The 14712-nt window shown below is 44.0% G+C and carries 12 protein-coding genes; 3 read left to right on the forward strand and 9 right to left on the reverse strand.

Features of this window, described 5'->3' with window-relative positions:
* The first annotated feature begins 15 nt into the window (after positions 1-15).
* Positions 16-582: a YggT family protein gene (locus tag ADA42_RS17090; RefSeq protein WP_048766454.1), complete on the forward strand. Its 567-nt coding sequence runs from the start codon at positions 16-18 to the stop codon at positions 580-582.
* A gap of 51 nt (positions 583-633) precedes the next feature.
* On the opposite strand, the gene polA is transcribed toward ADA42_RS17090, so the two are convergent.
* Complete coding sequence (gene polA, locus ADA42_RS17095) at positions 634-3396, reverse strand: DNA polymerase I (protein ID WP_048766456.1); 2763 nt, start codon at positions 3394-3396, stop codon at positions 634-636.
* Positions 3397-3551: 155 nt separating this feature from the next.
* Here polA and ADA42_RS17100 point away from each other — a divergent pair, with 155 nt between their 5' ends.
* The gene (locus tag ADA42_RS17100) at positions 3552-6419 is read left to right on the forward strand and encodes a DUF2339 domain-containing protein (RefSeq protein ID WP_048766457.1); all 2868 of its coding nucleotides are present in this window, start codon (positions 3552-3554) and stop codon (positions 6417-6419) included.
* A gap of 190 nt (positions 6420-6609) precedes the next feature.
* Here the strand turns inward: ADA42_RS17100 and ADA42_RS17105 are convergent, their stop codons facing one another.
* On the reverse strand, positions 6610-7530 hold the full coding sequence (locus ADA42_RS17105; protein WP_004940428.1) for a mechanosensitive ion channel family protein: 921 nt from the start codon (positions 7528-7530) through the stop codon (positions 6610-6612).
* Between the two features lie 8 nt (positions 7531-7538).
* A complete protein-coding gene (locus ADA42_RS17110) occupies positions 7539-8360 on the reverse strand; it encodes a hypothetical protein (protein ID WP_004940426.1) in 822 nt (273 codons plus the stop codon).
* 100 nt (positions 8361-8460) lie between these two features.
* On the opposite strand from ADA42_RS17110, the gene gspE reads away from it, so the two are divergent.
* Entirely contained in the window at positions 8461-9951 is a 1491-nt protein-coding gene (gene gspE / locus ADA42_RS17115) for a type II secretion system ATPase GspE (protein WP_004945428.1), read from the forward strand.
* Between the two features lie 46 nt (positions 9952-9997).
* On the opposite strand, the gene ADA42_RS17120 is transcribed toward gspE, so the two are convergent.
* The 6 genes from ADA42_RS17120 to ADA42_RS17145 form a co-directional block, all read right to left on the reverse strand.
* Positions 9998-10429, reverse strand: a complete 432-nt coding sequence (locus ADA42_RS17120) for an organic hydroperoxide resistance protein (RefSeq protein WP_004940419.1) — start codon at positions 10427-10429, stop codon at positions 9998-10000.
* A gap of 85 nt (positions 10430-10514) precedes the next feature.
* The gene (locus ADA42_RS17125; protein WP_004940417.1) at positions 10515-10952 is read right to left on the reverse strand and encodes a MarR family winged helix-turn-helix transcriptional regulator; all 438 of its coding nucleotides are present in this window, start codon (positions 10950-10952) and stop codon (positions 10515-10517) included.
* A gap of 89 nt (positions 10953-11041) precedes the next feature.
* On the reverse strand, positions 11042-11866 hold the full coding sequence (locus tag ADA42_RS17130; protein WP_048766459.1) for a carbon-nitrogen hydrolase family protein: 825 nt from the start codon (positions 11864-11866) through the stop codon (positions 11042-11044).
* 22 nt (positions 11867-11888) lie between these two features.
* Positions 11889-12410 carry an anti-anti-sigma factor GigB gene (gene gigB / locus ADA42_RS17135; RefSeq protein ID WP_004940412.1) on the reverse strand — a complete coding sequence of 174 codons (522 nt, stop codon included), beginning with the start codon at positions 12408-12410 and terminating at the stop codon, positions 11889-11891.
* 113 nt (positions 12411-12523) lie between these two features.
* A complete protein-coding gene (gene gigA / locus ADA42_RS17140; protein WP_004940408.1) occupies positions 12524-13492 on the reverse strand; it encodes an RsbU family protein phosphatase GigA in 969 nt (322 codons plus the stop codon).
* Between the two features lie 123 nt (positions 13493-13615).
* The gene (locus ADA42_RS17145; protein ID WP_161798559.1) at positions 13616-14419 is read right to left on the reverse strand and encodes an MlaA family lipoprotein; all 804 of its coding nucleotides are present in this window, start codon (positions 14417-14419) and stop codon (positions 13616-13618) included.
* Between the last annotated feature and the right edge of the window lie 293 nt (positions 14420-14712).

Consider the following 14712-nt stretch of genomic DNA (forward strand, 5'->3'; position numbering starts at 1 on the left):
TAGGATAGGAACACTATGGCGAGTTCTGCGCTCATTTTTGGTATTTTAATTAATGTTGCCATTTTATTGGTATTTTTTCGATTTCTCATCCAGTTGACTGGGGTTACTCCCTATAATCCTGTGGTTTTATCTACCGTTAAAGCCACCAAAATTGTAGATATTTTTAGCCGTATTTTTCCAACGGTTGCCAAAGGCCGCGTGAATCTTGCAGCGATTGCGCTGTTGGTCATGCTGTATTTACTTAAGATTTTTGGTGTGATGTATCTTTCGGGTGCAATGCCAAATAGTCCGATTCATTTACTGATTCTGACTTTTGTCACCATGATTCAGGATTTAATCCGTTTTTGTCGTTACCTGATTTTTGCTACGATTATTTTGAGCTGGGTGGTGATGTTTACCCAGTCTCGCTCGCCTTATATCGAAGTGATTCAAGAGCTTGCCGAACCTTTACTGGCACCTTTTCGCCGGTTATTGCCAAACATGGGCATGATTGATTTATCGCCTATTTTGGCCTTTTTGGCGTTGTATATTGCTGAAATTCTGATGAATGAAGTGGCTAAAGTTCTTCTGACCGGACTATAAATTGCTTTTAAAAAAGGGCCGATTTGATCGGCCTTTTTTTATGGAACATGCTTAATGGGCTTCTTCCCAGTTTAAACCTTTACCGACTTCCACCAGTAAAGGAACCGAAATATCTACCACCGATTGCATGGTGGCTGCAAGCTGTGGTGCAAGCTGGTCTGCAACTGCCGCATCGACTTCAAAAACCAGTTCATCGTGTACTTGAAGCAGTAACTTGGCTTGATCTTTTGGCAGCATTTTATCGACTTTAATCATCGCCAATTTAATAATATCGGCAGCACTGCCTTGCAGCGGCGCATTAATTGCGGCACGCTCGGCACCTTTACGTACCATCATGTTGCGTGCATCGATATCTGGCGTATATAAGCGTCGTCCTAAAATGGTTTCGACAAAACCTTGCTCCAGTGCAATCTGGCGCGTGCGCTGCATGTATTCATAAATACCCGGGTAGCGCTGGAAGTATTGCTTGATATAATTTTGCGATTCTTCACGAGTGAATCCTAATTGACGAATCAAACCAAATTCAGACATACCATAGAGCAGGCCAAAATTGACGGCCTTGGCTTGTCGGCGCTGATCATTGGTGACGTCTTCCAGTGCGATGTTGAGTACTTCTGCCGCGGTACGTCGATGTACGTCCTGACCATTTTTAAACGCGTCAAGTAAGGCGTCATCCTGAGAAAAGTGCGCCATTAAACGCAATTCAATCTGTGAGTAATCGGCAGCCAACAACACTCGGCCTTCAGGTGCAATGAAGGCTTTACGAATTTGACGACCAATTTCACCGCGAATTGGAATATTTTGTAGGTTCGGATCAGACGATGACAAACGGCCTGTCGCAGTCAAGGCCTGATGATAACTGGTATGAACCCGATGCGTTTCGTTATGAGACTGCTCGACCAAACGGTCGGTATACGTATTTTTGAGTTTAGAAAGCGTGCGGTGTTCTAAAATCACCTCGGCAATCGGATGGTCAACTTTTTCCAAAATGCTTTCACTGGTACTGTGTTGTCCGGTGGCCGTTTTTTTGCCGCCTTTAAGCCCCATCTTATCGAACAGGATTTCACCCACCTGTTTGGGTGAGCTGACATTAAAGGTTTCACCAGCCAGTTCGATGGCCTGATCTTCAAGCCCTTGAATGGTGTTTGTGAATTCCCCACTTAACCGACCCAGAAAGTCATGGTCAAGTTTAATGCCTGCTTCTTCCATTCCGGCCAAGATACGCGCTACAGGGACTTCAATCTGGTACAAAAGCTGTTCAAGTTCTGGACTCTGTTTGAGTTTTTGCGCCAGTACCTCATAGAGTCGGTAGGTGACATGCGCATCTTCTGCGGCATAATGCGCAGCCACTTCAAGATCAATCTGATTAAAGGTTTTTTGTTTGGCGCCTTTACCTGCAATTTGCTCAAAGGTGGTGGTGAGGTGACTTAAATAGACCCGTGCCACATCATCCATACCATGTCGTGTCGCGACCGAGTTCAGCACATAAGAGGCCAGCATGGTATCGAAGTACCAGCCTTTAAGTTCAATGCCATGATTCGCAAAGATATGTGCATCATACTTAAGGTGATGGCCAATTTTACCAACCTGTTCATCTTCTAAAATGGGTTTAAGCTGAGCCAGTACCTGCTCACGGTTCAATTGTTCAGGTGCGTGTTCATAGTCATGAGCCAATGGTACGTAGTAGGCGTCTTGTGCATCAAACGCCACAGAGAAGCCCACCATTTGTGCTACACGATAATCTAAACTGGTGGTTTCAGTGTCGATTGCGAAGCGCTTTTCGCTCTGGAAGCGTTGCAATAAGGCATCCCAAGCAGCTTGTGTTAGCACTGTATGATAATTTGCCGTGCCAAGTTGATCATCTTCACTGGTCAGGCTGGCCTGATCTTCAGTTTCAATCGCAGGTGCAGCATGTATCTTTTCAATTTCTTGACTGGCTGCTTTGTAGCTGCTGCTTACCGGATTATTGGGATGATCTAGCGACTGTAACTGGTTTCTAAATTCAAGCTCGGTATATAAATTGCGCAAACTTTCCACATGCGGTTCACGTAGTTGTAAGTCGTCCCAAGTCAGTGCAATATCGAGATCACACACAATACTGGCCAACTGATGGTCAATCGCAATACCATCTGCATGTTCTTTGATGTTTTGCCCGACTTTTCCTTTAATCTTGTCGACATTTTCCAAGATACCGCCAATCGAGCCATATTCTGTAAGTAATTTGGCTGCGGTTTTTGCACCTACGCCCGGCACCCCCATAATGCCATCCGAGGCATCACCCATCAGGGTGAGGTAGTCAATAATCTGATTTGGCCAGACACCAAACTTCTCAAATACACCCTGGATATCCATAGGTTTGTCTTTGAAGCTGTCTTCAAGCGTGACTTTTTCAGTCACAAGCTGTGCCATGTCTTTGTCGCCCGTCGAAATCAGAACCTGATGTCCTTCCTTTTCAGCGCGTTTGGCCAGTGTTCCAATCACATCGTCGGCTTCTGCACCCGGGAGCATATACAGCGGAATTCCCAAGGCCTTAATCAAGGCATGCAAATAAGGGATTTGCTGTGCGAGTTCCTCCGGCATGCTTGGACGATCACCTTTATAAATTGGCGAAAGTTCATGACGAAATGTCGGTTCAGGAGTATCAAAAATCACAGCCATGTGCGTCGGCTGGGTACGACGCATTAACTTTTGAATGGCGGAAATGGCACCACGAATGGCATTGGTCTGAAGGCCTGTTGACGTGGTCAAGGGGGGGAGTGCATGAAACGCACGAAACAAAAAGTATGAGCCATCAACCAAGACAAATGGTGGCATTGAACATTTCCTCACAAACAATTGGCTCTTATTCTACGTGAAAAAGCATCGAAATGCTGAGATTCACTTTTACGGTTGTTTTGTATGTCTAAATATACGCTCAAGACATCATGGTTTAAAATGAGAGTTCAATCCATGTGTTTGTTTTTTTGATCATGTATAAAAACGATAAACAAAAGATCAGCATCATCGTGCTCATGCTGGGCGTGGGCACAGTGATGAGCTATGTACTTCACGCGACAGATCTAGCGGTTGTGCTGGGTACATTGATGCTGTTTGTGCTGATGTATTATCTCAATCGTTTAGACAAACGCCTTCAGCAGCTTGAGCAGCGCCATGCGGTTGCCTTTTCAGTCACATCTATGCGTGGTTGGCAGTCTGGTGTTTGGCTGGGTGTATTGATCGCACTGATCGGTGGGTTTATTGGCGTTGTATGGATGCCAATCCTTGGTGCCGTGATCGGACTGTGGAGCTTGTTGCAGATGTTTAATGCTCTGACGGAGCGTTTAAATCACATTGAATCTCTCACATCCACACAGCACACAGATCGTCAGGTTTCTGATACAGCGTTCGATCGCCTAAAGACCGATCCCTCAAGTTCATCTTCTTCATCTGCACTCTCGACCTCGGCGCATCCCATTCAGGATGCGCAGTCACAACATACGTTACAGCCGCTGAATGTATTTTTATCTGAAGTCGCGCCATCGACTAATGCAGTATTAGCTCAGACCAAAACTTCAAATGCATCAACATGGTGGCAGCCTGTTCAACACTGGTTATTGCACGGCAATCCAATTTTGCGTGTCGCGATTGTGGTGCTGATGATTGGGGTCGTGCTGTTACTTCGTTTTGCCAGTGAGCACTGGCAATTAAGTTTGAGTGTGAAATTGCTGGCCATTGCACTAACGGGTGGTGCGGCGACAGTGCTTGGATTTTACTTGCGTCATAAAAATGCACTGTTTGCAGTGGCTTTACAAGGTGCAGGCCTTGCCATCATTTTCTTAACCTTGGTATTTGCGCATCACTTTGAGGTTATTAAAGAGCTGATGACCGCTAGCCTGTGTTTTGCAGTCTTACTGCTAATCACGATTGCCCTCAGTCTCTTTCAAAATGCACTGTATTTATCGATACTGGCACTGTCGATGGCCTATCTTGCGCCTCTTTTGATTCCACAGTACCACCCAGAGAGTGTGTTTTTACTCAGTTATTATTTGGTCATCAACCTTGCGGTTGCGGCGATTAATTTTGTCAAACCATGGAAGCTGCTTCATCAATTGGCTTTTGTGGCCTCGGGTCTGATCGCGGGAAGTTACATCAGTGTATATGCCAAGCCCGAGCAGTATGCGGTTTTAGATCAAATTCTCTGGCTGCATATCGGATTATTTATCTGGCTGAGCATACGTTATAGTCAATTAATTAAAAAAGAATATCTAAGTCTTAAAGCACATAATCAGTTTGTGTTGCCGCCATTAATAGATGTAGGGCTGATATTTAGTGTGCCTATTCTGGGTTTTTCAATGCATGCGGTCTTGATGCAGCAGTCAAGTACGGCACTAACATTGGGAGCACTGGCACTCGGTGTGACCTATAGCGGACTCGCGTGGTGGATCAAGCAAAAACAATCAGAATTGTCGGTACTGGCCAAAAGCTTTTTTATCTTGGCAGTGGCCTTTATTTCTTTAATTTTTCCACTCTGGAAAGGTGCGCACTGGAGTGCTGTAGGTTGGGTGGTTCAGGGGGCTGCACTGATTGTGTGGGGCGTGACTGAGCGTTATTCAGTTAGTCGTTATTTAGGTTGTGTTTTGGTATTTTTAAGTTCTTTGGCACTATTTGATCAGTTTTGGTCTGTTCAGGGATTTCCGACGTTAAGCACCACCATTTATGCAATTGCCCAGTTTGTTGCTGCCTACTTTTTGTTTCAATTTGCCGAGCAGCAAAAACAACCGCCTATTTTGGCCAGTCTCTTTTTGGCTTTGGGGCTTTACGCTGGCGCATTGGCTGGTGTACACGCCTTGGCATGGCAATCGAGTGGTTTAAGTCCATATTTAGCGATCAGCGTGCTGTTGTTGTTTGGATTTGCTCGTTTTGTCGCGGCCAGAAAACAAAATACTAGCCATACGGCAGAACTCATTTTAGCTACGGTCTTACTGTTACTCAGCTACGTAGAACTGGTTAACTATGGTTTGTTTGCAAGTTTTAAATGGCTGAACTTGATTCAGCAGTTGAATTTTGTTGTGGCACAAGGGTTCGTGTTGTTGTTGTTTTTACGTACCACGCGTTACGCTGACGCTTCCTTAATCATGCAGCACGTTGCTGCTTCGGTGGTCTGGTTAGCACTTGCAGCACTCGGTCCAGTGCTGTGGCCAGCAGAAGCTATTTTATCTTTGGCACTCGCTCCGGTGGTGTATGCAATGGTCTGTATGTCTCGGGGTACTTCAGGTGTAATGCAGTATCCTGCGGTATGGGGCATCACTTGGATTTGGCTCATTGTGGTGAGTTTGCAGCAAGCGCCATTTACCGCGTATCTATTGCCTGTGTTGAATCCGGTAGATGGATTGTCATTGATGGTACTGACGGCTTTACTCTGGGCAATTTACCGAAAAGAATTTTTGCCTCAACAGCATGGCTTAGAGTGGGCGAGTAAAGTCATAAGCATTTTAATGGCTCTTTTGGTACTCAGTAGTATCGTGGTGCGTGCATTACATGTCTATCTGGGAACACCGCTTTGGGGGATATCGATCTGGTCGAATGGTGCAGTACAACTGAGCCTGACTTTGCTGTGGGTCATTTTGGCCTTTGTGTTGATGACTTTTTCCAGCCAAAGACACATTCGTCAGATCTGGTTTGTCGGTGCAGCCTTACTGGGAATTGTGGTGATCAAACTGGTCAGTCTGGATTTGTCACAAAGTGGCACCTTAACTCGAGTGGTTTCGTTTATTGGTGCTGGAGGTGTGATGCTGGTCATTGCTTATCTGGCGCCTTTACCGCCTGCCAGCAAAATAGCAGATAAAAATGATACTTAGAATGGCTAAATTTTATCTTGTGTGCGCGTGAGTTTAGTCTGCTGATATATCGTGATATGAGACGTTTAGAGTTTTTAATATCTGCTAGTCAAACGATGGGTCATTGATTTTTAGAACGTAAGGTTGAGATGAGTGGTGTGCCAATCCGTTGTGGGTGGCACACTGTAAACAAAATGGTTGTTAGTTTAAGTTAAGCTTTAGGTTCACGCTTAAGTGATTCTTTATTGGCATATTGATCGATTTCATCTTCGTTTAGCGCGCTAATAGGTGGGCGATCAACAAAGCCCATTTTGGGTACTGGAATTTCAATTTGGTTTTCTAAAAAGCCATTGCGGATGCGTTCTTGCAATTCATCACGTGATTTTAAGAAAAATTCCTGCCTGCACCATACGGTAAATAAAAGCTCGATTGAAGATTCACGAAAAGCGGTAACGGTCACCTCAGGTTTCGGTTCATCTAGAGCCAATGGGTATTTAGATGCCACATCTAACAATACCTTGCGAACTTTCATGATGTCTTCTTGGAAGTTGATGGCTAATGTAATGGGAATTCGTCGAATCGGATACTTTGACAGATTCATTACGGGTGCACGAATCAGTTGCTCATTTGGCAAACGTACATATACATTATCTAAAGTGAGCAGTTTGACCGACAGTAAATCGATTGAAATGACTTCGCCTTCAATGGTTTGACCACGTATCAGCGTAATCTGAATGGTGTCACCTACCTCAAAAGAGCCTTCACCAATCAGGAACAGTCCACTAATCAAGTTACTGGCCGAGGTTTGCGAGGCAAAACCCAGCGCTACGGTAAGAATCCCTGCTGCGCCTAAAAATACACTGAGCTTAAAGCCCGCTTCTTTTAGGCTGGCCATCACAAAGATTAAGAAAATAAAATAAAAAATCCCGCGTCGCCACACCATGCTTTGATGGGCATTAAAACGATGCCCAATGGTACGAATAAAGGTATTCGAGACCAGTCGGGCAATGATAAACCCGATTAAACACAGTACCAGTGCAACCAGCAATTCGCTCAGACGGTCCAGATTGATATTGGTAAAAATCCCTTTAAGACTCACGGCAACATCTTTCGGGATATTGGAATCAGCCATACTACGTCCTAGAAAAATGAATCAAACATATTAAACAATGCACCACCTGGTGAACGCGGTGGATGTACATAAATGACTTCACCGGCCAGAGGTGGCGTCCGGTTTTCAATCCGAATACGCGGTGGCTTGTCGTAGCCTTCATGCAAAACTTTAATTTGTGAGGTCCATAAGCGCTGTGTACTTTCACTGTAAAACAGAGGCAATGCAGCCACGGGGACATTCATCCGGTCAAATCGCAATTGCTGACTGCTGGTGTTGTGGAATTCGACAGGGGTTACGGCACGAAAGGCGCGTGGCTTGAGTTGGTTGATATCGGTACGCCCATCCACTGCGGTGGCATAACAGATTTCACCATTACGACGATCTGGACCAAACCAAGTATCTTTAGGCTGAATCACTGGAAGATCAAACAATGGTTCACGCTGACCCTCGACAAATCCTGCGATCCAAAGTGGCGTACTAATATATAAAGTACCGCGCTGGCCTGCCGGAATATAAATTGGATCGACTGGTTTAATCACCACAGAACGATCTGCAAGGCGTGGCATTAACTGAAAGGTTTCATGGGTTTTTTTAAACATGTAGCGTTCAATTTTACGCGGCTGCGGGCAGGCAAAATTGGTATCGGTAATTGAATGCCAGTTTTGTTCGTAATCGTATTGATATTGCGGACGATGATATTCCAGCCGCCATTCATTGATCCCACGCGTCAATCGAAAAAGCAGAGAACCAAATTGCCAAGCTTTGACTTGGTGTAATTCAAATGTATGCTCGCCCCACCATTTTAAATGTGGGGATGCAAGCTCCTGAAGGTCGTGTTGTTGAGTCAAGTCGAAAAAATCCTCTGCTGAGTTTATCTAAAACGGACTTCACGCTGTCATGCGCTTAGAGTACACTCAAAACTATCTTTATGATCATTATAAATTTGTGATGCAAATACTCAAACAAATACAAATTCCTTATAGTTTTGCAAAACGTCATGGTGTCTTGTTGAGATACGACGGTGATCAGGTTTTTATTGTTCGAAAACAAACAACCGCATGGATTGCATTACAAGAAGCACGTCGAATCGTGGGCAGGGCGGCACAATATGAACTTTGTGACGAGCAAAAGTTTAACGCCTTGCTCAGTTCTAGTTATGCTGGAGATCGTGGAGAGTCGCAGCAGGTTGCCGCAGGGCTAGAAGATCATCCTGACTTATTGAGTCTGGCAGATCAAGTACCCGAAGCAGAAGATTTGATGGATCAGGAGGATGATGCCCCGATTGTTCGTCTGATCAATGCCTTACTGTCAGAAGCAATTCGCGTCAATGCATCGGATATTCATATCGAGGCATTTGAGAAAAAGCTTTCCGTGCGGTTGCGTGTCGATGGTCAATTACGTGAAATTGTGCAGCCGCGCCGTGAACTGGCACCACTGTTGGTGTCACGGATTAAAGTAATGGCTAAGCTGGATATTGCTGAAAAACGTATACCTCAAGATGGCCGTATTTCTTTGCGTTTAGCTGGCCGTGAAGTCGATGTGCGTGTCTCGACTTTGCCGTCATCGCATGGTGAGCGGGTAGTGATGCGATTGCTCGATAAGCAGGCTGGTCGCTTAAATATGACGCATTTGGGGTTGATGCCCGAAGATTATGAGCGTCTGGATTACTTGGTCCATCGTCCACATGGGATTATTTTGGTCACGGGGCCTACGGGTTCAGGAAAAACCACGACACTTTACGCGGCTTTATCTGATTTAAATGACAATACTCGAAACATTCTAACGGCTGAAGATCCAATCGAATATCAGCTAGAGGGGATTGGTCAGACGCAGGTGAACAACAAAGTCGACATGACATTCGCGCGTGCCTTAAAGGCCATGTTACGGCAAGATCCAGACGTGGTCATGGTCGGCGAAATTCGTGATCTTGAAACGGCTGAAATTGCAGTTCAAGCCTCACTGACAGGTCACTTGGTTCTATCTACCTTGCACACCAATACCGCTATTGGCGCCGTGACACGTTTAAAAGATATGGGAATTGAACCCTTTTTATTGTCGAGTTCATTAATTGGTGTGATTGCACAGCGACTGGTTCGAACTTTATGTTCGCACTGCGCTACATGGCGCGAGGCAGACGACTTCGAACGGCAAATTTTTCAAAATGTTCAATCTGATCGAACGCATCTTCAATTGCCAGAAGCTCAAGGGTGTGAACATTGCTCCTATCTTGGATTTACCGGTCGAACAGCCATTTATGAAATTGTCCCTATCGATGAACATATCCGTCGTCTAATACATGGCAATGCTGCCGAATTTGAACTAGAAGCCTATGCGCGTCGTAGCGCAGGTTCAATCCGAGACGACGGACTCAAAAAAGTACTGGCGGGTAAAACCACGCTTGAAGAAGTACTTCGTGTGACCAATCAAGCTGAAGAATAAAAAAAGCACCTCAATGGAGGTGCTTTTTTACAAACTGCTCAATCAATTAAGCATCGGTAACAATATTGAAATCGACATCAATGTTATTACGTGTTGCATTTGAGTATGGGCAGACAATATGCGCAGCATCGACCAGTTTTTTCGCTTCATCTGCGTCCATGCCTGGCAAGTGAACATGAAGTTTGACTTCAATACCAAATCCAGTTGGGATTGGACCAATGCCAACGTCGCCTTCAACTGAAGCATCTTTTGGAATATTGAATTTGTCACGGTTGGCAACAAACTTCATGGCGCCAAGGAAACATGCAGAGTAGCCAGCTGCAAAAAGTTGTTCTGGGTTGGTACCACCACCTGCACCGCCCATTTCTTTAGGCACGGTCAGTTTTACATCCAAGATATTGTCCGAAGATGTTGCTCGACCATCACGGCCACCGGTTGCTTTAGCGTGTGCTGTGTATACAACTTTTTCTAATGACATTTTTAAACCACCTTTAATTTGTGTACAAATATATCGTACACGATATAAATAGGTGTGCAAGAGGTTTTTTTGTAATCAAATGCATTTATTTGCTGATATTTGTACGAAGTGCTTCGAGCTGAGACTTAAGCTGCATTAATTCATCTAAATCACATGCACTGGCTTGGGCGAGCTGATGTGGAATGTCTAGCGCCTGTGATTTAAGCTGTGCACCTTGATCTGTCAGTGAAATAATCACTTGACGCTCATCGCGCTTTGATCGCTGGCGTGTCAGGAGTTGTAACGATTCGAGTTTTTTTAACAGGGGTGTCAGAGTAGACGATTCTAAAAACAATTGTGCACCAATATCCGATACCGTTATATGATCCTTTTCCCAAAGCACCAGCATGACCAAATACTGTGGGTAGGTGAGTCCGAGGGGGGCCAGTAACTTACGATATAACTGATGCAGCGCCAAATTGGTTGAATAAATCAAAAAACACAATTGATTATCAAGATGTAAAATAGAACTGTCTTGCTGCATAAAGGCCTCATGAGTCATTTGGCAAGTCTCAAGTATAGCCTTGTTTTCGCTATAACGACCAGTTAAGCGATGGCTTAGAAAGAAATGAATTAAAACTGGATGAGCTTGCGATGCTGCATTAAGGGCATTGACTCACGAATCTGCTGCTGCTCAGCACTGTCAAAATCAATTGTGATTAATCCAGCACCATCGTTTTGAATAATATCCAGCAGGTGTCCGCGACTATTCGCCGCAGCAGTGTGTCCCCAAGTTTGACGTTTTTCACCATGCCAGCCTTGTTGCGCGGCACCGAGTACATGGCATTGTGTATCCATTGCACGTGCTTGCAACAAGAGCTGCCAATGCATCTGACCCGTGGTATAGGTAAATGCAGCAGGTGCAGTTAATATCTGTGCATTTTGGACACGCAAAGTTAATGCAAGTTCGGGGAAACGTAAGTCATAGCACACCATTAAACCAATATGTCCAAATGGTGTATTGACGACAACAGGCTGATCACCCGGTTCAAAAAACTTTGACTCCTGATAACCACCCACCGCGTCGCCAACCTGAACATCAAATAGATGAATTTTGTCGTAGCGTGCTTCTGTACCTTCGGGGCTAATACATAAGCTTGATGTTCTGACACGACCATCCCGAATCACACTACCATCTGGGCGAAACGGACAAGGTAATGTACCTGCAACAATCCAGATGTTGTGTCGATGAGCCAGTTCTTCCAACTGGGCTTGTATCGATTCAAATTGAGCAGCAGTTTCACGTTGTTTGCCGGCAGCAAAACAAATGAAATTTTCCGGGAAAACAATTAACTCAGCCTGTTTGGCTTTACTTTCCTCAATCAGAGATTCAACGATACAGAAATTTGCTCCAATATCGTTTTGCGAATTCATTTGTGCAACAGAAAGTAAAGTCATGAGGTATAAGTCCGTTTAGGCGTCAAGCATTTTGCTTGGTGCAGGCCTGATCCAGAGTATCTTGTTCTTTTTGTAGTTGTTTCACAAGCGGCTCAAACATATTTTGGTTGTTTTCGTTGAGTCGCATTAGGGTTTTGTGCGCATCTAATACCGTGGTCAACATGGCATTATGAGTGATATGTTCTTCGGTGAGTTCCAACGTGCATACGTTTGGATCGCCGCAATAATTCAAGATGACAAAAACCTGCCCAAGCCCCATGCTGTTGGCCAAGGTACTGATATCTGGGTTGGTCGACAGCATAACTGCCTGAATGTGGTGCGTTTGCTTAAGTTTAAGACCCAGCTTTGCCAGAATGCCGAGAACTGTGCTGTCAATAAATGTCGTTCGGGTAAGATCTACGATCGCACCAACGACATTTTTCTGCTGTTCAATTCGGTTTAAAAGTTTATCAAGACTGATGCAAGATTGAGCACGCACTTCACCAATAAGTTTGAAAATATGCGTTCCATCTAAACTTGCATATTCAACATGACCTGTTGACATATAAATGCCATTTTCAGAGAAGGATAGCAAAATTATCACATAGGGTGAATCGATACTCAAGTGCTTGACAGTCGCATAATGATTTCAAAAGAATTAACCTATTGTTTTTTAAATTAATTCATTCTACATAAGCTTAAAATAGCAATGTCGTCTGCAACATGATCGGGTGCTTTGAATGATTGTTTTTGCAAATGATCGAGGAGTTGGGAAAACTGTTCATTCAATCCACCATCGAAAGGTTCAAGTGCACCGTCGGAACAGACAATAAAACGTGTATGACGACTTAATGTACATTCATGTTCTTCAAAATCCAGCTCATCAGTCAGCCCTAAAGGGAAACTGCTGGTGGTTAAAATTTTTGGTGGTTGATCGGGTTCAAAAATAATCGGCGGTGGATAATGACCAGCACTTGACCAGCGAATTTGATGCGTTTGCAGATTTAAAATACCCGCCACAATCGTAATATGTTTTTCGATATTCTCTTGTAACAGCATTCCATTTAGTTTTTTCAGCAATTGACGAGGTGTTTTTGAGCGGCCGTGAAATGCAGCCATCCAAGAAGTCAGTAGACTGCTGGTCACACCATGGCCTGAAACGTCAGCCAAATAAAACAGGACTTCTTTGTCATTGAGCTTCCAGTAATCGTACCAGTCTCCAGACAAATACGCAGAAGGCTGAAAAAAAGCTTCAATCTTGTAATCTAGTAAGTCAATTGGATTGGGAAGTAATTTTTTTTGTAATTCAGCAGCAGCGGGCAGATCACGACTGTCTTGGTTACGTTTATATTTGGCATCAATTTTCAATAATGCTTCATTCGAGTTTTTAGGCAGACTTCCCCAGATCCAGCCTGCTAAGGCACCCATTTCCCATGCTTGTGAAAGCGCGGCACCTTCATGTTCAAATCCAAGTACAATCGTTGGTAACGACCACTGATAGTGTAGATAATCCTGCACATCAGCAATCGCGATAATCGTTGGATCGTAAAGGTCGATATCTTCTATGTGAATCACTTGTAGATCGGGCAACGCCTGAAGCGTTTCGTCTAAATTATAAATAGAACGAGTCGGTTGAATGAGATACATAGAGGATTGAACACTGCCTTTACAAGAAAACCGTATTTACCATAGTAGTAGATGTACTATAGAAAACAAAAGATTGCTAGAAGATGTCACATCCAGATAGCAATCTTCTTATTGGAAATAACGTTAGGGTTGTGGTGTGTCGTTGTCGTCTGACCCGTCATCATCGGTATCCACAAAATTAATTTGTTCAGACGAGTTTCCTTTCTTCTCTGCAATCTGGAAATTTTTACGTTGCAAATACAAGTCGCGAATTAGAGCGTACTTATCACCTTGTAAAATTTGTTCGATATCGAGCACTTGAGCACGTGTGTCAATTGCTTGCAGCACGTTAGTAGACCAATACAAACCATCTTGATCGTCCATAATATATTTTTGTGGACGAGCCTGACTGTCTGCTGCTAAGCCAACAGTATCACGTAATGTACTTGGCCCAAAAAACGGCAACATTAAGAATGGACCAGACGGAACACCATAATAACCCAGCGTGACGCCAAAGCTTTCTTCTTCAGGTGGTAGTCCAAGTCGACGCGCAGGGTCTGCCAGACCAAGCGTGGTTAAGGTGTTAATCGTAAAACGTCCTAATGTTTTTGCCGCACGGGTTGGTCTGCCTTGAATCAGCTGATTGACTGCATTCCAAGGTTCGCCTAGGTTTTTTCTAAACTGACGATACGAACCTCTCACATCTTCAGGTGTTTTAGCCACATATTGTACGGCTACAGGGCGGATTACATTACGATCTAAATAATCATTAAAAGCATAAAACTGACGGTTTAAGGGCTGTAAAGGATCTTTCACTTCATCGGGCTGAGATGCTTTTGCATTTACCTTAAAGTCACTAGCTTTAACATTTTTTAATTCAGACTTGAGATTACGTAAAGATTGAAAGTGAGTTGATGATTGCGTAGAGGGTTCTACATCGGCTTGCATACTGTCAGAAGCCACAGCGTTGGCATTAGTATTTTGCTCCGCGGTGTCTTGGGCAAACACGTAACCAGATAGACCTGCCGACAAGAGACCAGCAAAAAAAAGTTTTGAATAATGCATAGAATTCCTTAACCACCATCTCGAAGGTGAAAGCTTATATGATTTTAAATAAGATCATTTTTATTTAACAGTTTCCTTATAGCTACTATTAAAGCAAAAAAACTTTAAAAAAGGCATAAAAAAAGCAAAAAAGAACAAAAACTGTTCGCTTGAAAAAAAAGAAAGGCGAAAGGGGT

Origin of the sequence: Acinetobacter sp. 243_ASPC (assembly GCF_001054715.1) — a bacterium.
Taxonomy (GTDB): domain Bacteria; phylum Pseudomonadota; class Gammaproteobacteria; order Pseudomonadales; family Moraxellaceae; genus Acinetobacter; species Acinetobacter soli.

Bases quoted from the DNA above. Each gene is read 5' to 3' on its own strand.
- ADA42_RS17145 (WP_161798559.1), bottom strand. From the start codon at position 14,419: ATGCAAGCCGATGTAGAACCCTCTACGCAATCATCAACTCACTTTCAA.
- gigA (WP_004940408.1), bottom strand. From the start codon at position 13,492: ATGTATCTCATTCAACCGACTCGTTCTATTTATAATTTAGACGAAACG.
- ADA42_RS17100 (WP_048766457.1), top strand. From the start codon at position 3,552: ATGTATAAAAACGATAAACAAAAGATCAGCATCATCGTGCTCATGCTG.
- ADA42_RS17125 (WP_004940417.1), bottom strand. From the start codon at position 10,952: ATGCAGCAAGACAGTTCTATTTTACATCTTGATAATCAATTGTGTTTT.
- gigB (WP_004940412.1), bottom strand. From the start codon at position 12,410: ATGTCAACAGGTCATGTTGAATATGCAAGTTTAGATGGAACGCATATT.
- ADA42_RS17130 (WP_048766459.1), bottom strand. From the start codon at position 11,866: ATGACTTTACTTTCTGTTGCACAAATGAATTCGCAAAACGATATTGGA.
- ADA42_RS17120 (WP_004940419.1), bottom strand. From the start codon at position 10,429: ATGTCATTAGAAAAAGTTGTATACACAGCACACGCTAAAGCAACCGGT.
- gspE (WP_004945428.1), top strand. From the start codon at position 8,461: ATGCAAATACTCAAACAAATACAAATTCCTTATAGTTTTGCAAAACGT.
- polA (WP_048766456.1), bottom strand. From the start codon at position 3,396: ATGCCACCATTTGTCTTGGTTGATGGCTCATACTTTTTGTTTCGTGCG.
- ADA42_RS17090 (WP_048766454.1), top strand. From the start codon at position 16: ATGGCGAGTTCTGCGCTCATTTTTGGTATTTTAATTAATGTTGCCATT.
- ADA42_RS17105 (WP_004940428.1), bottom strand. From the start codon at position 7,530: ATGGCTGATTCCAATATCCCGAAAGATGTTGCCGTGAGTCTTAAAGGG.